The sequence below is a fragment of the Gilliamella sp. B2889 genome, from assembly GCF_026536885.1.
Taxonomy (GTDB): domain Bacteria; phylum Pseudomonadota; class Gammaproteobacteria; order Enterobacterales; family Orbaceae; genus Gilliamella; species Gilliamella apicola_E.
This window is the reverse complement of the sequence record NZ_JAFNNF010000004.1, coordinates 206,042-230,739: the sequence shown is the minus strand read 5'-3', so window position 1 is coordinate 230,739 and position 24,698 is coordinate 206,042. Positions and strand designations below refer to the sequence as shown.

The 24,698-nt window shown below is 35.0% G+C and carries 21 protein-coding genes and 1 pseudogene; 19 read left to right on the top strand and 3 right to left on the bottom strand.

Translation table 11 applies throughout. The annotated features are described in order from the left end of the window. The first annotated feature begins 172 nt into the window (after positions 1–172). The 12 genes from polA (at position 173) to J3U09_RS08085 (ending at position 13,831) form a co-directional block, all read left to right on the top strand. A complete protein-coding gene (gene polA / locus J3U09_RS08140) occupies positions 173–2,947 on the top strand; it encodes a DNA polymerase I (protein ID WP_267357799.1) in 2,775 nt (924 codons plus the stop codon). A 229-nt stretch (positions 2,948–3,176) separates the two neighbouring features. After that, a complete protein-coding gene (gene gltX, locus J3U09_RS08135; protein ID WP_267357796.1) occupies positions 3,177–4,601 on the top strand; it encodes a glutamate--tRNA ligase in 1,425 nt (474 codons plus the stop codon). A 44-nt stretch (positions 4,602–4,645) separates the two neighbouring features. Beyond that, positions 4,646–6,232 (top strand): intermembrane phospholipid transport protein YdbH family protein, encoded by a 1,587-nt coding sequence (locus J3U09_RS08130; protein WP_267357794.1) that lies wholly within the window; start codon positions 4,646–4,648, stop codon positions 6,230–6,232. A gap of 18 nt (positions 6,233–6,250) precedes the next feature. Continuing rightward, positions 6,251–6,436: a YnbE family lipoprotein gene (locus J3U09_RS08125; RefSeq protein ID WP_065563820.1), complete on the top strand. Its 186-nt coding sequence runs from the start codon at positions 6,251–6,253 to the stop codon at positions 6,434–6,436. 106 nt (positions 6,437–6,542) lie between these two features. After that, entirely contained in the window at positions 6,543–6,887 is a 345-nt protein-coding gene (locus tag J3U09_RS08120; RefSeq protein WP_220225359.1) for a YdbL family protein, read from the top strand. A gap of 158 nt (positions 6,888–7,045) precedes the next feature. Continuing rightward, complete coding sequence (gene asnB, locus J3U09_RS08115; RefSeq protein ID WP_065563818.1) at positions 7,046–8,719, top strand: asparagine synthase B; 1,674 nt, start codon at positions 7,046–7,048, stop codon at positions 8,717–8,719. Positions 8,720–9,032: 313 nt separating this feature from the next. Continuing rightward, a complete protein-coding gene (locus tag J3U09_RS08110; protein WP_267357792.1) occupies positions 9,033–10,013 on the top strand; it encodes a D-isomer specific 2-hydroxyacid dehydrogenase family protein in 981 nt (326 codons plus the stop codon). 48 nt (positions 10,014–10,061) lie between these two features. Continuing rightward, positions 10,062–10,880 carry a PTS mannose/fructose/sorbose/N-acetylgalactosamine transporter subunit IIC gene (locus J3U09_RS08105; protein ID WP_081303305.1) on the top strand — a complete coding sequence of 273 codons (819 nt, stop codon included), beginning with the start codon at positions 10,062–10,064 and terminating at the stop codon, positions 10,878–10,880. A 38-nt stretch (positions 10,881–10,918) separates the two neighbouring features. After that, a complete protein-coding gene (locus tag J3U09_RS08100; protein ID WP_267357791.1) occupies positions 10,919–11,779 on the top strand; it encodes a PTS system mannose/fructose/sorbose family transporter subunit IID in 861 nt (286 codons plus the stop codon). Positions 11,780–11,805: 26 nt separating this feature from the next. Continuing rightward, the gene (locus J3U09_RS08095; protein WP_065563814.1) at positions 11,806–12,303 is read left to right on the top strand and encodes a PTS system mannose/fructose/N-acetylgalactosamine-transporter subunit IIB; all 498 of its coding nucleotides are present in this window, start codon (positions 11,806–11,808) and stop codon (positions 12,301–12,303) included. Between the two features lie 16 nt (positions 12,304–12,319). Next, entirely contained in the window at positions 12,320–12,763 is a 444-nt protein-coding gene (locus tag J3U09_RS08090; RefSeq protein WP_065563813.1) for a PTS sugar transporter subunit IIA, read from the top strand. Between the two features lie 126 nt (positions 12,764–12,889). Further along, positions 12,890–13,831 (top strand): hypothetical protein, encoded by a 942-nt coding sequence (locus J3U09_RS08085; protein WP_267357788.1) that lies wholly within the window; start codon positions 12,890–12,892, stop codon positions 13,829–13,831. A 72-nt stretch (positions 13,832–13,903) separates the two neighbouring features. Here the strand turns inward: J3U09_RS08085 and satP are convergent, their stop codons facing one another. Next, entirely contained in the window at positions 13,904–14,476 is a 573-nt protein-coding gene (gene satP, locus J3U09_RS08080) for an acetate uptake transporter (protein ID WP_065733562.1), read from the bottom strand. 228 nt (positions 14,477–14,704) lie between these two features. On the opposite strand from satP, the gene dnaK reads away from it, so the two are divergent. Further along, complete coding sequence (dnaK, locus tag J3U09_RS08075; RefSeq protein WP_267331099.1) at positions 14,705–16,618, top strand: molecular chaperone DnaK; 1,914 nt, start codon at positions 14,705–14,707, stop codon at positions 16,616–16,618. Between the two features lie 126 nt (positions 16,619–16,744). Beyond that, on the top strand, positions 16,745–17,881 hold the full coding sequence (gene dnaJ, locus J3U09_RS08070; protein ID WP_267357786.1) for a molecular chaperone DnaJ: 1,137 nt from the start codon (positions 16,745–16,747) through the stop codon (positions 17,879–17,881). Between the two features lie 197 nt (positions 17,882–18,078). Here the strand turns inward: dnaJ and grcA are convergent, their stop codons facing one another. Both grcA and J3U09_RS10995 read right to left on the bottom strand, forming a co-directional pair. Beyond that, the gene (gene grcA, locus J3U09_RS08065) at positions 18,079–18,462 is read right to left on the bottom strand and encodes an autonomous glycyl radical cofactor GrcA (RefSeq protein ID WP_065563808.1); all 384 of its coding nucleotides are present in this window, start codon (positions 18,460–18,462) and stop codon (positions 18,079–18,081) included. Between the two features lie 167 nt (positions 18,463–18,629). Next, positions 18,630–19,192 (bottom strand): annotated as a pseudogene (locus tag J3U09_RS10995) (DJ-1/PfpI family protein). Positions 19,193–19,437: 245 nt separating this feature from the next. On the opposite strand from J3U09_RS10995, the gene J3U09_RS08050 reads away from it, so the two are divergent. The 5 genes from J3U09_RS08050 (at position 19,438) to upp (ending at position 24,692) form a co-directional block, all read left to right on the top strand. Then, on the top strand, positions 19,438–20,958 hold the full coding sequence (locus tag J3U09_RS08050; protein WP_267357781.1) for an MFS transporter: 1,521 nt from the start codon (positions 19,438–19,440) through the stop codon (positions 20,956–20,958). 38 nt (positions 20,959–20,996) lie between these two features. Beyond that, positions 20,997–22,136: a glycoside hydrolase family 88/105 protein gene (locus tag J3U09_RS08045; protein ID WP_267357779.1), complete on the top strand. Its 1,140-nt coding sequence runs from the start codon at positions 20,997–20,999 to the stop codon at positions 22,134–22,136. A 95-nt stretch (positions 22,137–22,231) separates the two neighbouring features. Further along, the gene (gene ung / locus J3U09_RS08040; RefSeq protein ID WP_267357777.1) at positions 22,232–22,921 is read left to right on the top strand and encodes a uracil-DNA glycosylase; all 690 of its coding nucleotides are present in this window, start codon (positions 22,232–22,234) and stop codon (positions 22,919–22,921) included. Continuing rightward, entirely contained in the window at positions 22,918–23,916 is a 999-nt protein-coding gene (gene gntR / locus J3U09_RS08035) for a gluconate operon transcriptional repressor GntR (RefSeq protein WP_267357775.1), read from the top strand. Before ung ends, gntR begins: the two co-directional genes overlap by 4 nt. Positions 23,917–24,065: 149 nt before the next feature. Next, entirely contained in the window at positions 24,066–24,692 is a 627-nt protein-coding gene (gene upp / locus J3U09_RS08030; RefSeq protein ID WP_065563803.1) for a uracil phosphoribosyltransferase, read from the top strand. Positions 24,693–24,698 lie beyond the last annotated feature (6 nt).

The window sequence follows — 24,698 nt, the reverse complement described above, 5'->3', positions numbered from 1 at the left end:
ATTATATAATAGTGATATAGGGATATACAGTATTTTTAATTAATCAATTTGACTTAAAGATCGATGCGATCTCGAATATTTTTACACTATATTATCGGTACTCACAAGAATATTGTTACTAATTAGGTTATACTAATAATAACTGTATTAAATAACATTTGGGTAACTATTAATGCCAAATAATACGCCAATTATTTTGATTGATGGCTCTTCTTATCTTTATCGTGCTTTTTTTGCATGCCCTCCATTAACTAATTCCAAAGGTGAACCTACTGGGGCTATTTTTGGTGTGGTCAATATGATACGCAGTCTAATAAATCAATATGATCCAACTCATATTGCTGTCGTTTTTGATGCAAGTGGCGGATCTTTCCGTAATGAACTTTATAGCGAATATAAAGCTACTCGAGAAGAAATGCCAGAAAATTTACGACCTCAAATCGAACCAATTCATACTATTTTAAAAGCGATGGGATTACCACTGCTTTGTGTAGATGGTGTTGAGGCTGATGATGTGATAGGCACATTGGCTAGACAAGCGGAAAAAGAAAATCTTGAGGTACTAATCAGTACTGGTGACAAAGACATGGCACAATTAGTCAGTGATAAAATCACACTAATAAATACCATGAATAACACAATTCTTGACCCAGAAGGTGTTATGAAAAAATTTGGTGTTCCACCAGAAAAAATGATTGATTATTTAGCACTAAGAGGTGATACGTCTGATAATATTCCTGGTGTTCCGGGAATTGGTGAAAAAACGGCACTAAATTTATTAACGCATTTTGAAAGTTTAAATGATATTTATAGCCATTTGGATGAAATTCAAAAATTGCCTATTCGTGGTGCTAAATCATTGAAAAGTAAATTGGCTGATCATAAAAAAGAAGCTGACCTTTGTTATTTATTGGCGACAATTAAAACGGATGTTCCATTAGATTTTACGACGGAACAATTGCTTATAGGTGATATCGATGCAACTAAATTAGTTGAATTGTTTGCTTATTATGATTTCCACCGTTGGCAACAAGAATTAATCACGGGTAACTTTTTAAATCAGCAAAGTCAAATTCATGTCGAAATTGAAGGGGAATTGTCCTCGATTGACCAAGAAGAGCTAGAGACTGAAGTACACGAAAAGGATTATCAATGTATTTTAACCGATACACAATTAGATGAATGGATTGCAAAATTAAATAGTTGCGAAGGCTTTGCATTTGATACGGAAACGGATAATATCGATCATTTCCATGCTAGACTTGTTGGGATATCGCTAAGTGTTACTCCACATCAAGCTGCTTATATTCCTCTAGCTCATCAATACCTTGGTGTTCCAGAGCAGTTACCGCTTAATCATGTATTGGCAAAATTAAAACCAATATTAGAGAATCCTCAAATCAAAAAAATCGTCCAAAATGCCAAATTTGACTACAGTGTATTGGCGAACTATGGCATTCAAGTGCAGGGTATTGCTTATGACACCATGTTAGAGTCCTATGTATTAAATAGCACTCAACGACATGACATGGATAGTATGGCAAAACGCTATTTGAAATATAAAACAATTACTTATGATGAATTAACTAAAGTTGGTAGAAAACAATCAAGTATTGATACTATTGATGTTGAAAAAACAACTCAATATGCAGCAGAAGATGCGGATATTACTCTTCAATTACATCAAAAATTATGGCCACAGCTAGAGAAAAATGAAAAACTCACTAAGTTATTTTCAGACATTGAAATGCCACTAGCAATTATTTTAGCTGACATGGAAAGAACCGGGGTTCTTGTTGATGCTGAACAATTAAAAGCGTATTCAAAAGAACTTAGCAAAATATTAAAGGATACTGAAGAAGAGTTACAATTCCTTGCGGGTGAAAAATTTAATCCGGGTTCACCAAAACAAATTCAAGCAATTTTATTTGATAAACACCAATTACCCGTACTCAAAAAAACGCCTAAAGGTGATCCTTCAACTAGTGAAGAAGTATTAAATGAATTAGCAAATACATATGTATTACCTCGTAAAATTTTATATTACCGAGGATTAGCCAAATTAAAAAATACTTATACAGATAAACTACCGTTGATGATTAGCCCAATTGATCACCGAATTCATACCAATTATAACCAAATTGGTACTGTAACTGGACGATTATCATCAAACGACCCTAATTTACAAAATATTCCTGTTCGAACCGAGGAAGGTCGCCGTATTCGCCAAGCATTTATCGCTCCAAAAGGTTATAAAATTATTTCAGCTGATTATTCGCAAATTGAGCTACGTATTATGGCGCATTTATCGCAGGATAAAAGTTTGCTAAATGCTTTTGCCCATGATAAAGACATTCATCGAGTGACAGCGAGTGAAATTCTAAGTAAACCAGAGCCAGAAGTTACCGCCGAAGAGCGAAGAAGAGCTAAAGCCGTAAATTTCGGATTAATTTATGGCATGAGTGCTTTTGGGTTATCTAAACAAATTAATATTCCTCGTAAAGAAGCAAAATTCTATATTGATCGTTATTTTGAACGTTATCCTGGCGTACAAATGTATATGGACAAAATTCGTCAACAGGCATCAGAGCAGGGCTATGTTGAAACCTTATCAGGACGACGATTATATTTACCAAAAATCACTTCATCTAGAGTTAATGAAAAACGTGGGGCTGAGCGTGCAGCAATTAATGCGCCAATGCAAGGTACAGCAGCTGATATTATTAAAACAGCTATGATCAAGATGAGTGAATGGATTAAAGCCCAGCCTAACGGTAATATCAGAATGTTAATGCAAGTACACGATGAACTTGTATTTGAGGTTAAAGAAGAGCTTGTTAGTGAATATAGTAAATCTATTAAATCTATCATGGAAAATTGTTATCAACTCTCAGTACCATTAAAAGTGGATGTTGGTATTGGTAATAATTGGGATGAAGCTCATTAATAACTTTGATAATTTATATTTTTATACTCGATTTTATATTGAGTAACTACTTAAATTAGTTGCTAATTTTGTCTATTACTGACGGCTTGCTCAAACCTTTTGACGTGTTAAAATAAGCAACTAAATTGAACTTATTGCAATTGCCTTTCCTATTGATGGAAAGCGGTTAAATAAAAAGAGCATAAGTGATAAATTGACATTTAGGGCTCTTTATTAATAGGATTATTTCATGAAAATTAAAACCCGTTTTGCACCAAGCCCAACTGGTTACTTACATGTTGGTGGTGCACGTACTGCGCTTTATTCGTGGCTTTATACCCGCCATGCGCATGGCGCCTTTGTATTGCGTATTGAAGATACCGACCTTGAACGTTCAACACCAGAGGCGATTGATGCGATTATGGAAGGTATGAATTGGTTAAAATTATCATGGGATGAAGGTCCATATTTCCAAACTAAACGTTTTGATCGTTATAATCAAGTTATTGACGAAATGTTAGCTAATGGAACGGCTTATCGTTGCTTTTGCTCAAAAGAACGCTTAGAAAAATTGCGCGAAGAGCAAATGGCAAAAGGCGAAAAAGCGCGTTATGATGGTCATTGTCGTTGTGATGAAGTACAAAAACAGCATTCACATACCGAACCACATGTTGTTCGCTTTGCTAATCCGGTCGATGGCGTTGTTATTTTTAACGATTTAATTCGTGGTCCTATTGAAATTGCCAATAAAGAGCTGGATGATTTAATCATTCGTCGCACTGATGGTTCTCCAACTTATAACTTTTGCGTCGTTGTTGATGATTGGGATATGGAAATCACCCATGTTATTCGTGGTGAAGATCATATTAATAATACGCCTCGTCAAATTAATATTTTAAAAGCACTAGGCGCACCATTACCTGAATATGGTCATGTATCAATGATTTTAGGTGACGATGGACAAAAACTCTCTAAACGTCATGGCGCAGTGAGTGTGATGCAATACCGTGATGATGGTTATCTGCCAGAAGCCTTGCTTAACTATTTAGTTCGTCTAGGCTGGTCTCATGGCGATCAAGAGATATTTTCCGTACCAGAAATGATTGATTTCTTTTCATTAGATGCAGTAAGTAAATCTGCCAGTGCATTTAATACTGAAAAATTACTATGGTTAAATCATCATTATATTAATCATTTAGATGCTGATTATGTTGCACAGCATTTAGTTTGGCATATGAATCAGCAAAGTTATGATTTAACACAAGGTCCTGATTTAATTACTATAGTGAAACTATTTGGTGAACGTTGTAAAACATTGAAAGAAATGGCTGAATCATGTACTTATTGTTATCAAGATTTTGATGAGTTTGATGCTGATGCAGCTAAAAAACATTTACGACCTGTTGCAAAAGAACCTTTAGAGGCAATCAAAGCTAAAATTGCAGCAATTTCAGATTTTGATTGGCAAATTGATAAAATTCATCATGCTATTGAGGCAACAGCCACCGAGCTTGAAGTCGGGATGGGTAAAGTAGGTATGCCACTTCGTGTTGCAGTAACGGGAATTGGGCAATCGCCTTCTGTAGATGCAACGGTTTATGCTGTTGGTAAAAAACGTACATTAGCAAGAATTGACAAGGCATTGGCTTATATTGCTAACAGAGAACAAGCATAATAATCGCCGATACTATTCGGCGATCCACTTGTTGAGAGTTTATTATGGCTCGCTTAAAAAAACGTTATTGGATTCCATCTCTTATATTACTCATAATAGTGATATTAAGCTTATATGGTTGGCGATATTGGTTATCATTCAAGGATGAACATAATCTTTCTATAGATTGGCAAGGTATTGATATCGGCCTCGGCGGATTATCTTTTGATGAACTAACTATTTCACAACAGCCACAATTATCGTTAAAAGCGAGCAATGTCAAACTATCGTTGTCAACCTTTACGGCAAAAAGTATTGATATTTACTGGTCCGATTCAACTGATAAATCAGGCTTGCCAAAGGTGACAGATACACAAGAGCTCAATCAATCTTCTCCTAATTCTTCCACTGTATCGACTATCATTTATTGGTTTCCAAATAATATCAATGTCGACTCTTTAACATTTTATCAACAGAAAAAAGAGTTAGTTAACCTGAAGGTTCAGGCCACTAAAGAACAAAATACAATACAACTTAATCTATCAAGTAATAATCAACACACATTAACTGCTAACCTTTCGTTTGATCAGTTAAATTCTTGCTTCGAAATCAAAGAGGGGGTCTTGACGACTTCCTTGAATCAATTTGGAATAGAAAAAGGTAATCTGACTTTACCATTTACAGGGGTTTTAACTAGCGATAAAGTTATTTTAAAGAGTTCAGACAACGCTTTATTTAATATTGAAAAAGCGAAATTTTCAGATGACTTAATTGTTAAACCATTAGTAGGGAAGCTGACCTTTGAAGTAACAATACCTATTTCGCTTGAATCGAAACAAATTAATGCAAAATCAACATTAACAATTAATAAATTTGATGGCATATTTAAAGCGACTGAATTTAAATCCGCAGTTGGCAACATCGATATTTCATTTAATAACAATCAATTTACTATTTCAACGCCCGCATTAACTATTCAACAAGTTAATATTGGTGTTAATTTCGAGAAGATTAGATTAGCAGGTAGTTATTCAGCATCGCTAAATGCTCCGAGTAAAGGGTTAGTGAAATGGACGAAAGCGCAAGCCGCTATTTTTTCTGGCTCAGTTTTTCTTGATCAGGGACAATTGAATTTAGCTAAATTACCCCAACAATTTAATTTAAGGCTAAAAAAGATACAATTGAAAGATATCTTGGCTAAATATCCTGCTGATGGTTTAGCTGGAGATGGGGCAATTGATGGCACGTTGCCAATAACATTATTACCGTCCAGTAAAAAAGGGACAGCTTTTAATGAAGTCGTCATAAAAAACGGCCAGTTAGTTACGGTTAATGAAGGATATTTACAGTTTGAAAATACGGCACTGAAAAATTATGCCCAAGCTAACCCGAATATGAAAATTCTCACTGATATAATCAAAAATTTTCATTATACTAAGTTGTCGGGTATGGTGAGTTATCAAAATGAAATTGCTAAATTAGGACTAAATATTCAAGGTAATAACCGTGATGTTGAAAATGGTAAAGCGGTGAATTTGAATATAAATCTTGAAGAGAATATTGCAAAACTATTAATAAGTTTACAACTTTCCGATCAAATTAACGAACCTATTCGCAAACGTATTGAAGCGTATTTAAAAAGGAAATCTTGATAGATAAGAGGTTATTCTATGATTAAAACTATTATTACAATTATAGTGTGTAGTGCTGTACTAATGGGTTGTACGCCAACGGTTAAAGTGCAAGCACCAAATGAACCAATTAATATCAATTTGAACGTTAAGATTGATCACGAAATTAATATCAAAGTGGACAAAGCGCTAGATAATATTATTAATAAATCAGGTTTATATTAATATTAATGAGTGCATAAACACGACTTTTATAGCAAAACATTTAACTTTCAACCGTTTTTACATATTTAATTCATCTTAATATGATGTATTTAATAAGGAGTCTGTTATGAATATCTATAAAAAAGCAACAGTAGCATTATTATCAATCCTATTAGCTTTGCCTGTTTTTGCTTTAAATTTAGATCAAGCGATTAATTCACTACCTCAAGCAAAAGCTAATGGTCTAGTGGGAGAACAAACCGATGGTTATTTAGGCGTTGTAAAAAATGAAGGTAATGCAAGCGAAATTGCCCAATTAATTAATCAGGCTCGTAAACAAGAGTACCAAAAAGTATCAGCTGAAAGTAACGTGCCACTAGTTGAAGTTCAAAACAAAGCAGGAAGTAAAGCTCAAGAAAAAACGCCTGCTGGTCAATACATCAAACAGCAAGGGCAGTGGATAAAAAAATAAAAGCAATCTTTATTATAGGAAAAGTATAACGATATTGTACTTTAATTGTTAATCAATAATGTGTATCCTGTTATTTTTGTGATTTGCTTGCAATAATATTTAAAATAAATTTTATTAGTAAATAGTATCGCTATAGCGATTTTAAATGGAGAAATTCAATGTGTTCGATTTTAGGTATTCTTGATATTAAATCAGATCCGGAACAGCTACGAACAAAAGCATTAGAGCTATCAAGCCTGCAACGTCATCGTGGCCCTGATTGGTCTGGTATTTTTGCTTCTGATAAAGCGATTTTAGCTCATGAACGTCTATCAATTGTAGATGTTAATACTGGATCTCAACCGCTTTATAATAAAGATAAAACATTAGTTTTAGCGGTTAATGGCGAAATTTATAATCATCAAGAACTCCGAAATCAGTACAAAGATCGTTATGAATTCCAAACAGGCTCTGACTGTGAAGTGATCTTAGCTTTATATCAAGAAAAAGGTATACACTGTCTTGATGACTTACAAGGCATGTTTGCGTTTATTCTTTATGATATTAATAAAGGCACCTATTTTATTGGTCGTGATCATATCGGTATCATTCCGATGTATATGGGACATGATGAAAACGGCACTTTTTACGTTGCGTCTGAAATGAAAGCATTGGTTCCGGTTTGTAAAACGATTGAGGCTTTTCCTCCTGGAAGTTACTTATCAAGTACAGAAGGTGAAATTAAAACCTATTACAAACGTGATTGGATGGAATATGATAACGTCAAAGATAATAAGACAGATATCAATGAACTTCGTGTTGCACTAGAAGAGTCTGTAAAAAGTCATCTTATGTCAGATGTTCCTTATGGCGTTTTATTATCTGGTGGACTTGATTCTTCTGTTATTTCAGCAATTACTAAAAAGTTTTCTGCTCGTCGCGTTGAAGATCATGAAAAATCAGAAGCATGGTGGCCACAATTGCACTCATTCGCGGTTGGTTTAAAAGGTGCCCCAGATCTTAAGGCTGCACAAGCAGTTGCTGATCATCTAGGTACTGTTCACCACGAAATTAACTTCACCATTCAAGAAGGTATTGATGCAATCCGTGATGTTATTTATTTTATCGAAACGTATGATGTAACAACGATTCGTGCCTCAACCCCAATGTATTTAATGGCAAGAAAAATTAAAGCAATGGGTATCAAAATGGTCCTATCAGGTGAAGGTGCTGATGAAGTATTTGGTGGTTACCTCTATTTCCACAAAGCGCCAAATGCCAAAGAGTTTCATGAAGAAACTGTCCGAAAATTAGCCGCGTTACACATGTACGATTGTGCACGTGCTAATAAAGCAATGGCTGCATGGGGCGTTGAAGCGCGTGTACCTTTCTTGGATAAAAAATTCTTAGATGTGGCAATGCGTATTAATCCGAAAGATAAAATGTGTGGTAGTAACGGTAAAATGGAAAAACACATTGTTCGTGAAGCATTTGAATCTTACTTACCAGCATCAGTGGTATGGCGTCAAAAAGAACAATTCTCTGACGGTGTAGGCTACAGTTGGATCGATACCTTAAAAGAAATTGCTGAAAGCAAAATTACGGATCAACAGCTAGAAAATGCAAAATTCCGTTTCCCATACAATACGCCAACATCAAAAGAAGCGTATATGTATCGTGAGATTTTTGACGAATTATTCCCTGTTGAAAGTGCTGCACATTGTGTACCAGGTGGCCCAACCGTTGCTTGTTCAACTGCAAAAGCGATTGAATGGGATGAATCATTTAAAAATCTAAATGATCCGTCAGGCCGTGCAGCAGTTGGTGTACATAATGATGCTTATAAAAAATAGCAATCTTAAATTTTATAAAGGGCATGATTGCCCTTTTTTATTATGTCTTGAACTAGCTAATGCTACATTCCTAAAGCTATATTCTTAAAGCCCTCCAGCATTATTAGTATATTTTCTGATAGAAAATAATTATCCCCTTATCAAAGCTGATTTTTATAATATTTGTTAAATATGTGATCTAAATTCACTTTTTTTTAAATCATATTAATTATAATCAATGTTACCTGTCACATTTAAGTCAGAAAAAGGATGAATAACGTTCATTTTAAATAAAAAGCAGTGACGTTTATCATTCATTGATTAGGAGTATGGAGTGGATAATTATAAAATTGCGATAATTAACTCAAGTAGTTTTGGAAAATATTTTCCAGATCATTTAAAACGATTAGAAAAAATTGGCGAAGTAAAGCATTTTACTTTTGATAATGACATACCAGGGAAGGAATTAGCAAAGGCTTTAGAAGGTTTTAATATTTTTATTGCTAGTGTTAGACCTTTTTTTAACAAAGATTTTTTTGATAATAAAAAAGACCCTTTGTTTTTAATTTCTCGTCATGGAATAGGTTTTAATAATGTTGATGTTGTTGCTGCAAGGGAACATGGAACGATTGTAACAATTGTACCGCCTCTAGTGGAGCGAGATGCTGTAGCCGAAAATGCAGTGACTAATTTACTTGCATTAATTAGGCAAACAGTTCAGTCACAAGCTGCAGTGAAATCAAATGATTGGAAAAAAAGAGCCTCTTTTTTGGGTATCAATGTTACGGGTAAAGTTGTTGGCGTTATTGGCTGTGGGAATATTGGAAGCCGTGTGGCAGAAATTTTTAAACACGGATTTAATACGCGCTTACTTGTTGTAGATCCAAACGTAAATAAACAATGGGCTAATCAACATAATATTGAAATTGTTGATTTAGAGTATTTGCTAAAACATGCGGATATCATTTCTCTAAATGCTTCATTAAATGAAACTAGTTATCATATCTTAAAAGATCACCAATTTTCTTTAATGAAAAAAGGTGTTTACATCACCAATACAGCTCGAGCTGAACTAATTGATGAAAATGCACTATTACATGCATTGAATGAGGGTATTGTTGCGGGTCATGCTACTGACGTAATGTATGTCGAGCCTTCATATAACGACAATCCTCTAGTTCAGCATCCAAAAGTTCTTGTTACTCCACATACATCAGCTTATGCCATTGAGTGTTTGCAGGGTATGGGTGAGAAATGTGTCGAAGATGTAGAGAAATTTGTCAATAAGCAAGAATTACAATCAATTGTTTCTTAAAATTTTTTAAATATTATAAAAAAATCGAGGAGTTTATATATGCAAGAAATGCATGTAACGTTTCTTCAAGCAACCATTATTTCAATATGGGTTGCAATGGTAATGTCTCGGGGGCTGGGTGGAGCAACATTAACACTCAGATTCTCACCGATGATGACGGGGTTAATTGTTGGAATAGTCTTTAATGATATTTCAAACGCGATGATAATAACCGCAGCAATACAGTTAATTTATATGGGTGTGTTTTCTCCTGGCGGACAAATGCCATCAGAACCCGCAATTGCAACAGCTGTCGCTGTACCTGTCGCATTACTCGGCGATATGCAACCAGCAGCAGCGGTGGCGGTAGCCGTACCTGTTGGTTTGTTAGGATCGTATTTATACCAATTAAGATTTTTCCTCAATACAATGATTATGAAATTAACTGAACGATATGCTGACGAAGCTAACAGTTCGGGATTAACTTTATCAATTATTATCTTACCAATCATTTGTAGTGTCGCACTCTTTTTACCATTTATGTTTGTCGCACTCTATTTTGGTGCGCCAATAATTGCAGATATCATTAAATCCAATGCTGGTGGACTTGTTTTCCATATCCTTAATGTAATTGGTGGTGGTCTTGCTGCAGTAGGTATTGCGCTAACTATTTATGTTATCGGTAAGAAAAATTACATCATTTTCTTCTTATTAGCTTACTTCATGGCCGTAATTGCAAAACCACTGAATATCACAATGGTTACCTACGCAATTGTCGGCGCTATTGTTGCGTTTATCTTTGTCCTTGCAAAGAATGAAGCGGTTAATTCTGCGGCTGAGCAACCTAGAAGTAATTCAAATAACCAAGTAGATGATGACGATTATTAATCTTTAATTGATTAATAAATTAAAAAGAGGAATTTATAATGACTGAAATCGTACAAGAAAGTATTGATCTCAAACCGGAAGCAATAACTAAAAAAGATATCACTATTGCATGGTTACGTTGGTATTATGCAAATGAAATCCCACACTCATTTGACCGCTATCTAGCCGCTTCTTTAATGTGGGGATTGATGCCAATTCTCAAAAAATTATATAAATCAAAAAGTGAGCTTTCAGCAGCTTATCAAAGACACTTATTGTTCTTTAACACTCAATTAACCTGGGGTGGGGGAACAATTTCAGGAATTATGGCGTCACTAGAAGCTGTAAGAGCAGATGAAGTTTATCAAAAGAAACCGATCAGTATTGATAACGACGTTCTCTATAATACAAAAGCTGGTTTAATGGGGGCTTTAGCCGGAATAGGTGACGCAATCGACTCTGGAACAGTGCAATATATCTTTATTGCAATTGCGCTTCCTTGGGCTCAAGAAGGCCTAGCAATTGGTGCTTTATTTCCTTTCATTGCATTTGTTATCTATCAACTTTTTGTTGGGTACTATTTTGCTCAGTTAGGATTCAAATTGGGTAGAAATGCAGCTACTGAAGTGGTTGGTAATAAAATGCAAATGGTCATTGAGGGCTTATCCATTCTAGGTTTATTCATGATGGGTATTTTAGCTGCTAACTACATAAAATTATCATCAAGTTTGAAATTCAATTTATCCGGTAAAGAATTTGTTATCCAAGATACCTTGGATAAAATCCTACCGGGTGTATTGCCTCTTATGGTCGTGATGGGATTATATTTCTATTTTTCTAAGAAAGGGTTAAAAGTAACTCAAGCATTAGTGGGATTAACCATAATACTTGGTGTATTAGCAGCCATTGGAATTTTATAAAATTAAAAAAATATAGAGGTAAAATTATGGGAAAAGTAGTGTTAGCGCGTGTAGATAGCCGCCTTATTCATGGTCAAGTTGCAACTAATGTCTCTAAAGCAGCTGGAGCAAATGCGTTATTTGTAGCCGATGATTACTCAGCAAATGATGAATTTACTAAAAATATTATATTAGGTGCTGGGGCAAGTACAGGACACAAAATAAGAGTATTAAAAGAAGATGGCGCGGTAAGATATTGGAATGATCGCCAGTATGATGATTTTAATGTTATTTTGATAACAAAAAATATAGAAGTTATGTATAAAATCATTAAAGCGGGTGTGCCAATAACTAATCTTAATATTGGGGGTTTACCGCTAGTACCTGGAGCAACTTCAATAATTAAAGAAGTATCGATTAATAAAGAACAACTTGATTTACTAATCGATTTACAAAACAGCTTCCCTAACATGGATATCTATTTTCAAGCGACGCCTTCGTTGAAAAAAGTCACATTAAACGAAGCGATTAAGATGTTTGAATAATATAGGTATCGAAAATATGATAGGTGTTTTATTAGTTAGTCATGGCAAAATGGCTGAAGGGATTAAAGATAGTGTATCAATGATTGTTGGAGAACAAGATAAATTTGAATCACTATCACTCAATCCAGGACAAGATATTGAACAATTAAAAGATAATTTATTTGATTGTTCAAAATCTCTAGACTCAGGGCAAGGTGTCTTAATTTTTGTTGATTTATTGGGTGCCTCGCCTTATAACGCATCAATGCGATGTTTGCCAGAATGGGAAAAATTAGGTATGAATGTCCGCGTCATTACCGGTATGAACTTGCCAATGGTAATTAATGCTGTATGTAATAGAGATTCATTATCACTACTTAATTTGGCAAAAGAGTGTGTTGAAACTGGACATGAGAATATCCAAGAAGCGATTAGCAATATGGCTAATTTCTCCCAATCTCAAAATGAAGATGATTATTGATTAAACTAACATCTTCTATAGATAATATTATTTGATAATCATTATTTTAATATTATCTATTTGTTTCGCTGTTAGTGTGACTAATATCGCACTAACAGTTTTTCTAAATTAAAATAATTATTAAAAATGGATAAATTTAAAGACCTTGTACTAAGATACTGTGTCATTTTTGGCAAAAGATTTACGTCTAAAGAAAAAATCACTTTTTTAAGAGTGATATCTAAAGAACTTACTCAATTGGGCTATATAGTTGATGCTAAATTAGCAAAATTAAAGTTAGCAACAAGACGGTATGAAAATTATTACAACGCTTATATTGGTAATTTAGATCAAGCTGAATTAATCATTTGTACCTATTATGATACTGGTATTAAAAATTTTAATTTTAATAAAAAATATGCATTCACGCCTCACTTTAGTAAATTAGGCTATTTTATAAGTATTTCGCCAATTATTTTCTTATTCATCACCTCATTGGTATTAAATTACTGGGTGTTCATACCAAAAATTCAGTCGCAGGGTTTTTTTAGTCTTCCCGGCATATCATCTATTGTTTCGACTATTTTATTATTTTTTATTATTTTGAAATACAAAAGTGGCATTCCGAATCAAAAGAATTTTGTTTGTAACTCTTCAAGTATTATTACAATTATCAATTTAATTAATAAATTAGATAAAAAAGAAAAGAAGAAAATTGCTTTTGTTTTATATGATGATGGTAATAATGGACAATATGGCCTAAAGATGCTGGAAAGCTATGCAAAACAATTGAAAAATAAAAAATTCATATTTATTGATAGCATTGGAAATGGTGATGAATTGATTTATTTAAAACCTGAAGAGTCAAACATTTATTTAGAAAATATTGTTTTTAAACAAGGAACAATGGATATCCAATTTCCAAATTACATTATGATGACATCGGGAACAATGGATAACAGTGGTAAAATTATGATAAATAACGCTTTTAGCTCAAAAGATAATCATTTATCTGAAGAAACAATAAATAAACATACCCAGTCTCTTTTAAATGTATGTAAGTCATTGATAAATTCAAATAAAAATTAAAAGCTAGATTTTTTATTTTCCTTTTCAAAAAAATCACATCTACCAATTTTGTTAGTAGATGTGATGTTCTTATCAATGCTGAGATTTTGCACCAACTGGTAAAATTGTACGTCCATATTGTTCATTAAGCACTTCAGCCATCGCTAAATAAATAGCACTGGCACCGCAAATAATACCCTCAAAACCGGCAATATGAATGATGTCATGGTTACCACAAATGTTACCAATTGCTAATAAAGCAAATAAAACAGTTAAACTTGCAAAAACAAATTGTAATACTCGATTACCTTTTAAAGTACCGATAAACATAAATGCGGTAAAAATTCCCCATAATGCCAGGAAGATACCCACAAAAGTTGCATCAGTTGGTGCTGTTGCTGGTGATGTCGGTAAATACCAAATACCAACAAGAGCGATCCAAAAGAAACCATATGAAGTAAACGCTGTAGTACCAAAAGTATTACCTTTACGAAATTCTAAAATTCCAGCGATCACCTGTGCCAGTCCTCCATAAAAAATACCCATTGACACAATGGCCGTCATGACAGGAAAAAAACCTGCGTTATGAATATTTAATAAAATTGTAGTCATACCAAAACCCATTAAGCCGAGAGGACCAGGGTTGGCTAATTTAGTTTGTTCCATAAAGATCCTATAAATTAATTCTCATAATAAAAAAGGCGGCAATAATAAGTGTAGAGAGGTCTATAATCAAGATTTAAGAAAAAATAATTTATTTTGCCCCTTGATATTAAAAATATTGTTCCCATTTATGTGAAAACAATTACATATCTTTGTCAAAATAAGGACTTGAAATTAAATATTTAAGACTTATATACAAAGAATAAAATACAGGTTTGAGGAGAAACGATTATGGGTAAAATTATTGGTATCGACTTAGGTACAACAAATTCATGTGTTGCAGTAATGGATAACGGCCAAGCAAAAGTATTAGAAAATGCCGAGGGTGATCGCACAACCCCATCGATTATTGCTTACACACAAGATGGTGAAATTCTAGTTGGTCAACCAGCTAAACGCCAAGCAGTAACCAATCCACAAAATACATTATTTGCGATTAAACGTTTAATCGGTCGTCGTTATGAAGACGCTGAAGTACAACGTGATGTTGGCATCATGCCATATAAAATTGTTAAAGCAGACAATGGCGATGCATGGGTTGATGTTAAAGGCCAAAAAATTGCTCCACCACAAATTTCTGCTGAAGTATTGAAGAAAATGAAAAAAACAGCAGAAGATTATCTTGGTGAGCCAGTAACTGAAGCAGTAATTACTGTTCCTGCTTATTTTAATGACGCACAACGTCAAGCAACTAAAGATGCTGGTCGTATTGCTGGTTTAGATGTTAAACGTATTATCAACGAACCAACAGCAGCAGCATTAGCGTATGGTTTAGATAAAGATGTCGGTAACCGCACCATTGCAGTTTATGACCTTGGTGGTGGTACATTTGATATCTCAATTATCGAAATTGATGATGTTGATGGTGAAAAAACATTCGAAGTATTAGCAACTAATGGTGATACTCACTTAGGTGGTGAAGACTTTGACTCTCGTTTAATTAACTATTTAGTTGATGAATTTAAACGTGAACAAGGATTCGATCTTAAAAATGATCCACTTGCAATGCAACGTTTAAAAGAAGCAGCTGAAAAAGCGAAAATTGAATTATCATCAGCACAACAAACTGATATTAACTTACCATATATCACTGCTGATGCAACTGGACCAAAACACTTAAATATCAAAGTGACTCGCGCTAAACTTGAATCATTAGTTGAAGATTTAGTTAAACGCTCAATGGAACCAGTTAAAACAGCATTAAAAGATGCAGGTCTTACTGTTTCTGATATTAAAGATGTGATTTTAGTTGGTGGTCAAACACGTATGCCAATGGTACAAAAAGCCGTTGCAGACTTCTTTGGCAAAGAACCACGTAAAGACGTTAACCCTGACGAAGCAGTAGCAGTAGGTGCTGCGGTACAAGGTGGTGTATTAGGTGGTGATGTTAAAGATGTATTATTACTTGACGTAACACCATTATCATTAGGTATTGAAACAATGGGTGGTGTAATGACTACCTTGATTGAGAAAAACACAACTATTCCAACTAAACATAGTCAAGTGTTCTCAACTGCTGAAGATAATCAATCTGCGGTAACCATTCATGTGTTACAAGGTGAACGTAAACGTGCAAGTGATAACAAATCATTAGGTCAATTTAACCTTGATGGAATTCAAGCTGCACCACGCGGTATGCCACAAATTGAAGTAACATTTGATATCGATGCTGATGGTATATTGCATGTATCAGCAAAAGATAAAAATACTGGTCGTGAACAAAACATTACCATTAAAGCTTCTTCAGGATTAAGTGAAGAAGAGATCCAAAAAATGGTAAATGATGCAGAAGCAAATGCTGATGCTGACCGTAAATTTGAAGAATTAGCTCAAATTCGTAACCAAGCTGATCATCTTGTTCACTCAACTCGTAAACAAGTGACTGAAGCTGGCGATCAATTATCAGCTGATGACAAAACCGCTATCGAAAGCGCCGTGAGTGATTTAGAAAATGCTGCACGTGGTGAAGATAAAGCAGAAATCGAAGCTAAAATTAATGCATTAATGGAAGCTTCAAAAAAATTACTTGAGTTAGCTCAACAACAAGCTCAAGCTGATCAATCTGCAAGCCAAGCAAATAGCGCAAACTCTGCTGATGATGTAGTTGATGCGGACTTCAAAGAAGTTGATGATGAGAAAAAATAAGCATTAACTAATATGTTTTTTAATGAGTTATTTCAACGAGTTTTAAACATGTAAAACATTAAACGGGCGCGAGGTAACTCAAGCCCGTTTAGTTGTTTATATAATGATTAAAGTTAAAGGTTAATTATGGCGAAGAAAGATTATTATGAAACATTAGGCGTAAGTAAAAGTGCTACTGAAGCTGAGATAAAAAAAGCCTACAAACGCCTAGCCATGAAATATCATCCGGATAAAAATCAGGATAATAAAGCAGAAGCTGAAGCGAAATTCAAAGAAGTCAAAGAAGCTTATGAAATCTTAACCGATCCACAAAAGAAAGCCGCTTATGATCAGTATGGACATGCTGCTTTTGAACAAGGTCAAGGTGGTGCTGGAGGCGGTGGCTTCGGCGGATTTGGTGGTTTTGGTGGAGGTTCTGCATTTGATGATATCTTCAGTGATTTCTTCGGTGGTGGGCGCGGACGTGGTCAAACCGCGTCACGAGGCGATGATTTACAATACAACATTTCATTAACGCTAGAAGAAGCAGCAAGTGGCGTAAGTAAAGAGATAAAAGTACCAACATGGGTAACTTGTGATGTATGTCATGGACAAGGAACAGAAAAATCATCTGATGTCGTAACGTGTGATACATGTCATGGCGCTGGTGTTGTACAAATGCGACAAGGCTTCTTTGCTGTACAGCAAGAGTGTCCAACCTGTCACGGCCGTGGAAAAATCGTTAAAAATCCATGTAAAAAATGTCTTGGTGAAGGACGTATTCAGAAAACGAAAACACTATCTGTTACCATCCCTGCTGGCGTGGATACCGGAAACCGTATTCGACTTTCAGGCGAGGGTGAAGCGGGACTTAATGGCGCCCCAGCCGGAGATTTATACGTTCAGGTACAAGTAAAACCACATGCAATCTTTGAACGTGATGGTACAAACTTACATTGTGAAATTCCAATTAACATTGTTTTAGCATCACTTGGTGGTGAAGTAGAAGTACCAACACTAAATGGTAAAGTCAGCTTAACCATACCAGCTGAAACTCAAACAGGTAAAATGTTCAGATTGCGTGGAAAAGGAATTAAATCATTACGCGGTAGCGCAGTAGGTGATCTATACTGCCACGTAGTGGTTGAAACCCCAGTAAACTTAACTGGCAAACAAAAAGAGCTACTAAAAGAATTGGGTGAAAGTTTCAAAGCTGACAAAAACTCAAAACACAGCCCAAAAGAAAAAAGCTTTTTTGATAAAGTGAAAAAGTTTTTTGGATAAAAAATATCACTTAATAGCGAAGTAGGGTTTCCTGCTTCGCTATTTTTTTGACACTCAAATAAGACTAAATGTATCTGTAAATATTGAATGTAAATTTGACACAGCGCAATATTTAACTTGGGTGCAATAAAACCTAAATTAAAAGTTAAAAAAAACCCAGCATAAAGCTGGGTGAAACTTATTGTCAAATAAGAAACTTAGATTTTAGTTGTAAAAGTACGAGCAATAACATCGCGTTGTTGTTCAGCTGTTAACGAGTTAAAACGAACAGCATAACCAGAAACACGAATAGTTAATTGTGGATATTTTTCTGGATGTTGAACAGCGTCTTCTAAAGTCTCACGACGAAGAACGTTCACATTTAAGTGTTGACCACCTTCAACTTTAATTGTTGGTGCTACATCTAATGGAATTTCACGATATTCGATTTGACCAAGTTCAGCAGTTGGGACAACTTGATCTTCTTTATAAACTGATTTAGCAGCAACACAACGAGCTTCTTTTGTTGAATCATCTAATAACCAGAATGAGTTAAGTAGTGCTTTATTATCAGCTTTAGTAATTTGGATACCTGTAATCATTTTAAATCCTCCTAATGGATCTGGACGTTATTGTCCTAAACTATTGAGACTAATATAGCACTTTCAAAATTTGATTAAAATCAAAAAAAGCTATTAATCTGATAAGTTTTACCGTTGATTAGCTTTTTAACAATTAATAAGGTATAAACTTCAATTATATTGGGGGGTTAATAATTGATATAAATATGTTCGGCTTGAAAGTGAACTTCATCTTTATCTATTTTTAACGATTCTGCTAGTGTAAAAGCGAATTTAAATGCCATACCCAGCCCTTTACCACTCAAAAGATTTCCGTCACAGACAACATCTTGATCAACAAAGATCCCATCTTGAACATTTTTATATAAATCACCAGAACAGACATATTTCCGACCATTTAATAGCTTATTCTTACTCAAAACTTTTGCTGCTGCCGAGCAAATCGGGCAAATCCACTTATTTTCCTTATCGTGGCGTTTAATAAAATCAATCACATTGGGATTATTGCCTAAATTAACTGTGCCATCTGGCCCACCCGGTAAAATCACTGCATCGTATAGCGTTGTTTGTTTATCCTTACCAATGCATGAGCTTTCATCTCAATACCATGGTAACTTTTAACCTCAATATCATCTTGGCAGGCTAATAGATGAACGGCTATTTTTACTCGGCAAAGTGCGTTATAGATAATAATGGCTTCAGCTTCTTCAAAACCTTCAGCTAATAAAATGGCTACTTTTGGGATCTTCATTATAAATACTCATAATAATGATTGAAATTTGAATCATTGTTTCATAAATTTTTTTACCAAATAAAAATTATTTTATAAAAATAAGATTTATGTGAACAAAATCACATCGACTTTCAAAATTTTGCCATTTTTATAAAAAGTTGGCATATATATTAAAGTTTAAGAAAAGCACCCACCATAGACTAGCTAAAGAATGTGAAAAGGATATTTATTTTTTGAAATAAGGAAAAATGAGTGGGGCAAATATGAAAAAGAGAGTGATAGGTTTAAAAAATTACTTAGCTTATGGCGCTGGTGATTTTTTAGGTGCGGGAACAACAGCATTGACTGCTGTGTGGTTATTATATTTTTATACAAATTTTTGTGGACTAACGCCTATCGAAGCCACATTTATTTTTGCGGTAGCAAGGGTTCTTGATGCAGTGATTAGCCCATTGATGGGTTATTTAACGGATAACTTTGGCCGAACTCGATTAGGTAAACGTTTTGGGCGTCGTAAATTCTTTATCTTACTTGGTATTCCACTCATATTTAGCTATAGCGTAATGTGGGCACCTGGTATGAATTATCTCTACTACTTAATCACCTACCTCTTCTTTGACATGGTCTACACCATGGTGCTGGTTCCATACGAAACATTAGTTCCTGAAATGACCGATGATTTTAAACAAAAAACCAAATTTTCCGGTGCACGAATTTCAATGGCACAATTATCGGCAATATTAGCCGGGTTCTTACCGGGGATTTTACTCAACTATTTTGGTAAAGATAATGCAATATCATTCTTCTATGCAAGTTTAGTCTTCTCAATCCTATGTTCTTTTGCCCTTTGCATGGTATACCTATTTACATGGGAAAGACCAAATGAACTAAAATCGAAAGAGGCTTTACAAGCAGAACAACTAGCTGCTTCATTATCATTTAAAGAAAGTATCCGCCATTTGGTTATCGAATTATTATCCACCTTCAAAATAAAAATCTTCAGACAGCATTTAGGCATGTATCTTGGTGGATATATTGCTCAGGATGTATTTAACGTCGTTTTTACCTATTATGTAATTTTCGTTCTATTACAAGAGCCAACCGTTGCTTCAATGCTAATTGGAACCATGTCTATCACCCAATTTATTGCTGTACTTTGTATGATGCCATTATGCATAAAATATGGTCCAGCGCTGGCATACCGAGCTGTCGTAACTATCTTTGGCTTAAGTTGCCTCTCTTATGGCATCATTTGGTATTACAACTTAAGCCACATTCACACTTTACTTGTTACCATCTCAGCAATAGCTGGATTAGGTCGAGGTGGTATCAACTACGTTCCTTGGAATATCTACACTTATATTTCAGATGTTGATGAAATTATTACCGGCAAACGCCGAGAAGGTATTTTTGCTGGCGTAATGACATTTACCCGAAAAGCTTCACAAGCGGGAGCAGTAATGTTGATTGGTGTGTGTTTACAATGGTCGGGCTTTGTGAGTGGCCAAAATCAGCAACCTGAACAAGTATCGCTAACTATCTTATTCTTATTAGTGATTGGAACAATATTCGTTCTCTCATTAGGATTTTTCATTTCGTTAAAATTCAAATTAAATCTAACCACTCATAAAATTTTAATCAATGAAATTAATAACATAAAAGGTATTGGAACAAGTTCTGAAAGACGAATTAGTGATGAAGGCAAACCGGTTGTAGAAATGTTAACTGGTATGCCGGTTTCCCAGCTCTGGGGAAATAACAATATAGGTTATAAAAATAAATAAAAAAAGAATTCAAATTTAATGATTAGTAGAGGTACAAAATGCAGATATTTCCTGTAAAACATAGCAAATTACTTTGTAAACCTGAATATATAATTTCACGTTCTGAATTAAAACAACTGATACATAAAATTATTAATAATCTAATTAATATCAAAGATGAAACCGGTGAATTTCTATTACGCTTAGATGATGGACGTGTAATAGACACTAAAGGTTGGAATGGCTGGGAATGGACTCATGGCATTGGACTTTATGGTATGTATCAATTTTATCAACAAACAGGCGACAAACCGACGCTCGACATTATTGACGACTGGTTTACACAGCGCTTATCAGAAGGAACACCAACCAAAAATGTGAATACGGTTTGTCCATTTCTAACGTTAGCCTATCGATATGAAGAAACCAAAAAACCTGTTTTTCTACCATATTTAGAACGTTGGGCTGACTGGGTAATGTATGAAATGCCAAGAACGAAATTTGGCGGTTTACAACATATTGTCTACAACAATGAAAATCATCAACAACTTTGGGATGACACGCTAATGATGAGTGTATTACCTATCGCCAAAATCGGTAAATTACTCAATAGACCAGAATATATACAAGAAGCCATTTATCAAATACTGATTCACATCCAATATCTAATGGATCGCCAAACTGGGCTTTGGTTTCATGGATGGACTTTTGACGGCAACCATAACTTTGCCAAAGCCAGATGGGCAAGGGGAAACAGCTGGTTAACCATCGTCATTCCCGAATTTATTGAACTACTTGATCTTGATCAAAATGATCCATTTAGAAAACTACTAATTGAAGTACTAAATGCCCAAATTCAGGCATTGGCTAAATACCAAAATGAAAATGGGTTATGGCACACAATCATCGATGATCCAGATTCCTATTTAGAAGCATCGGCAACCGCTGGATTTGCCTATGGTATTTTAAAATCGATAAGAAAACGTTATATCTCTGATGAATATACAGTAATGGCAGAAAAAGCAATTAAAGGAATATTAACAAACATAGATGACAACGGAACACTACTCAATGTTTCATTTGGCACTGCAATGGGCAGCGACTTAGCATATTACAAACAAATACCATTAACATCGATGCCATATGGTCAATCCATGGCAATTTTGTGTTTAACTGAATATTTAAGAGTGTTCATTTAATATCATCCAGCATTGATTAGCATTAGGTTTATTATTATTTTTAGGTATAATTATTATCAATGCAGTACCAGATAAAATAATAGTAAAGGTAAAATATGAGTAATCAATTAATCTGGAACGATGTTATTGGCTCTGAAAAAGAGAAGCCCTATTTTCAACATATAATGCAATTTGTTGCCACACAACGCGCTGAAGGTAAAACCATTTATCCTCCTCAGCGCGATGTGTTTAATGCATTTCGTTTCACTGAATTTAATAACATCAAAGTGGTAATCCTCGGGCAGGACCCTTATCATGGTCCAAACCAAGCTCATGGTTTATCCTTTTCTGTATTACCGGGAATCAAACCACCGCCATCACTACTCAACATCTATAAAGAACTCTCAACGGATATTGACGGATTTACTATTCCAAATCATGGTTACTTAGGTTACTGGGCAACTCAAGGCGTACTACTACTTAACAACGTATTAACGGTTGAAGCTGGACAGGCCCACTCTCATGCCAAAATAGGTTGGGAAACCTTTACCGATCATGTTATTGCTGCGATCGATAAACATTTGGAAGGCGTGGTATTTTTACTTTGGGGCTCGCCGGCTCAGAAAAAAGGTCAATTTATTGATCGGCAAAAACATCATGTATTAACCGCGGTACATCCATCGCCATTATCTGCACATCGTGGCTTTTTTGGATGTAAACACTTCTCAAAAGCAAATGCGATCATTACACAGCATGGTAAAACACCAATCGATTGGCAACCAAGATTACCGGAAAATAAACAATGAGTAAAAAACGTCGCCCTGGCTTACAAGAAATCGCCAACTTAATCGGCATCAGCAAAATGACAGTCAGTCGCTTTTTGCGAGATCCCAACCTAGTATCAGAATCACTCCGGTTAAAAATCTCATCGGCTATTGATAAATTAGGCTATATTCCAAATAAAGCGCCTGACATGCTATCTAACGCCAAAAGTTATGCTATTGGCGTGGTATTACCCTCATTAACTAACCAAGTATTTGCTGATATTTTAAAAGGTATCGAAATGGTTACTGATGTAAAAGGGTACCAAACCATGATCACCCACACTGGATACAGTGCGGATAAAGAAGAGCTACGGGTTCGATCATTACTCTCTTATAACATCGATGGACTAATATTAACAGAAAGAATACACAATCCGGCTACGCTCAAAATGATCGAAATATCTGGCGTACCAGTAGTTGAAATAATGGACAGTATCTCACCTTGCATAGATATGGCTGTTGGCTTTGATAACTTTACTGCCACCAAAAATATGATTCATCACATGATAGAGAAAGGGCGACGCAACATAGTCTACTTCAGTGCAAGGCAAGATCAGCGAAGCATCATACGTCAGCAAGGATATGAAAAAGCCATGCAAGAGGCAGGATTAACGCCTAAAACATTAGCAACCAAAGAAGCCTCATCCTATGAACTAGGCGCAAGATTTTTACACCAAATACTAAAAGAGTACCCAAGTGTCGATGGTATATTTAGTACTAATGATGATTTGGCGCTAGGTGTGCTACTTGAATGTCAACGTATTGGTATTAAAATACCGAAACAAATAGCCATCGTTGGATTCCATGGTCATAAAATTGGTCAATATATGAATCCCAAGCTAGCCTCAATTCAAACACCAAGAATCGAAATGGGCAAAATTGCTGCTGAATTACTATTAAAGCGTATCAATGGCGAAAAAATAGACCAAAAAGTTATCGATTTACCAGTTGAATACCTCGAAGGTGAAAGTTTATAAAAAAATGACAAGCAAGTATTCACATCATCAATAATAATGCCTTTATTGGGATTTCTGGTTTTCATGATTTGATAACTCTGCTATAATTACCTCTCAGTGGTTATTTATACCTACTAATTAGATCATCGAAAAATAACACTGAGGCCCCCATGAAAATTGTTGAAGTAAAACACCCTCTAGTTCGCCATAAAATCGGCTTAATGCGTGAACACGATATTAGCACAAAAGATTTCCGAGACCTTGCTAGTGAAGTTGGTAGCTTATTAACTTATGAAGCGACAGCCAATTTACCGACTGAAAAAGTCACAATTCAAGGTTGGTGTGGACCTGTTGAAGTAGAACAAATCAAAGGTAAAAAAATCACCGTTGTGCCTATTTTACGTGCTGGTTTAGGAATGATGGATGGTGTCTTAGAACATATACCTAGTGCAAGAATTAGTGTTGTTGGTTTTTATCGTAATGAAGAAACGCTTGAACCAGTCCCTTATTTCCAAAAACTAACTTCTGATATTGAAGAACGAATGGCATTAGTCGTTGATCCAATGCTTGCTACCGGTGGTTCAATGGTTGCAACTATTGATCTGCTTAAAAAAGCAGGATGTAAAAATATCAAAGTACTTGTATTAGTTGCTGCGCCAGAAGGAATCAAAGTATTAGAACAAGCTCACCCAGATGTAGAACTTTATACCGCATCAATCGATGAACGGTTGAATGAAAAGGGCTACATTTTACCAGGACTTGGTGACGCCGGAGACAAAATATTCGGCACTAAATAAAATCTC

Excerpts from the sequence above, each read along its gene's own strand:
- polA (WP_267357799.1), top strand. The coding sequence starts at position 173 with ATGCCAAATAATACGCCAATTATTTTGATTGATGGCTCTTCTTATCTT.
- gltX (WP_267357796.1), top strand. The coding sequence starts at position 3,177 with ATGAAAATTAAAACCCGTTTTGCACCAAGCCCAACTGGTTACTTACAT.
- J3U09_RS08130 (WP_267357794.1), top strand. The coding sequence starts at position 4,646 with ATGGCTCGCTTAAAAAAACGTTATTGGATTCCATCTCTTATATTACTC.
- J3U09_RS08125 (WP_065563820.1), top strand. The coding sequence starts at position 6,251 with ATGATTAAAACTATTATTACAATTATAGTGTGTAGTGCTGTACTAATG.
- J3U09_RS08120 (WP_220225359.1), top strand. The coding sequence starts at position 6,543 with ATGAATATCTATAAAAAAGCAACAGTAGCATTATTATCAATCCTATTA.
- asnB (WP_065563818.1), top strand. The coding sequence starts at position 7,046 with ATGTGTTCGATTTTAGGTATTCTTGATATTAAATCAGATCCGGAACAG.
- J3U09_RS08105 (WP_081303305.1), top strand. The coding sequence starts at position 10,062 with ATGCATGTAACGTTTCTTCAAGCAACCATTATTTCAATATGGGTTGCA.
- J3U09_RS08100 (WP_267357791.1), top strand. The coding sequence starts at position 10,919 with ATGACTGAAATCGTACAAGAAAGTATTGATCTCAAACCGGAAGCAATA.
- J3U09_RS08095 (WP_065563814.1), top strand. The coding sequence starts at position 11,806 with ATGGGAAAAGTAGTGTTAGCGCGTGTAGATAGCCGCCTTATTCATGGT.
- J3U09_RS08090 (WP_065563813.1), top strand. The coding sequence starts at position 12,320 with ATGATAGGTGTTTTATTAGTTAGTCATGGCAAAATGGCTGAAGGGATT.
- J3U09_RS08085 (WP_267357788.1), top strand. The coding sequence starts at position 12,890 with ATGGATAAATTTAAAGACCTTGTACTAAGATACTGTGTCATTTTTGGC.
- satP (WP_065733562.1), bottom strand. The coding sequence starts at position 14,476 with ATGGAACAAACTAAATTAGCCAACCCTGGTCCTCTCGGCTTAATGGGT.
- dnaK (WP_267331099.1), top strand. The coding sequence starts at position 14,705 with ATGGGTAAAATTATTGGTATCGACTTAGGTACAACAAATTCATGTGTT.
- dnaJ (WP_267357786.1), top strand. The coding sequence starts at position 16,745 with ATGGCGAAGAAAGATTATTATGAAACATTAGGCGTAAGTAAAAGTGCT.
- grcA (WP_065563808.1), bottom strand. The coding sequence starts at position 18,462 with ATGATTACAGGTATCCAAATTACTAAAGCTGATAATAAAGCACTACTT.
- J3U09_RS08050 (WP_267357781.1), top strand. The coding sequence starts at position 19,438 with ATGAAAAAGAGAGTGATAGGTTTAAAAAATTACTTAGCTTATGGCGCT.
- J3U09_RS08045 (WP_267357779.1), top strand. The coding sequence starts at position 20,997 with ATGCAGATATTTCCTGTAAAACATAGCAAATTACTTTGTAAACCTGAA.
- ung (WP_267357777.1), top strand. The coding sequence starts at position 22,232 with ATGAGTAATCAATTAATCTGGAACGATGTTATTGGCTCTGAAAAAGAG.
- gntR (WP_267357775.1), top strand. The coding sequence starts at position 22,918 with ATGAGTAAAAAACGTCGCCCTGGCTTACAAGAAATCGCCAACTTAATC.
- upp (WP_065563803.1), top strand. The coding sequence starts at position 24,066 with ATGAAAATTGTTGAAGTAAAACACCCTCTAGTTCGCCATAAAATCGGC.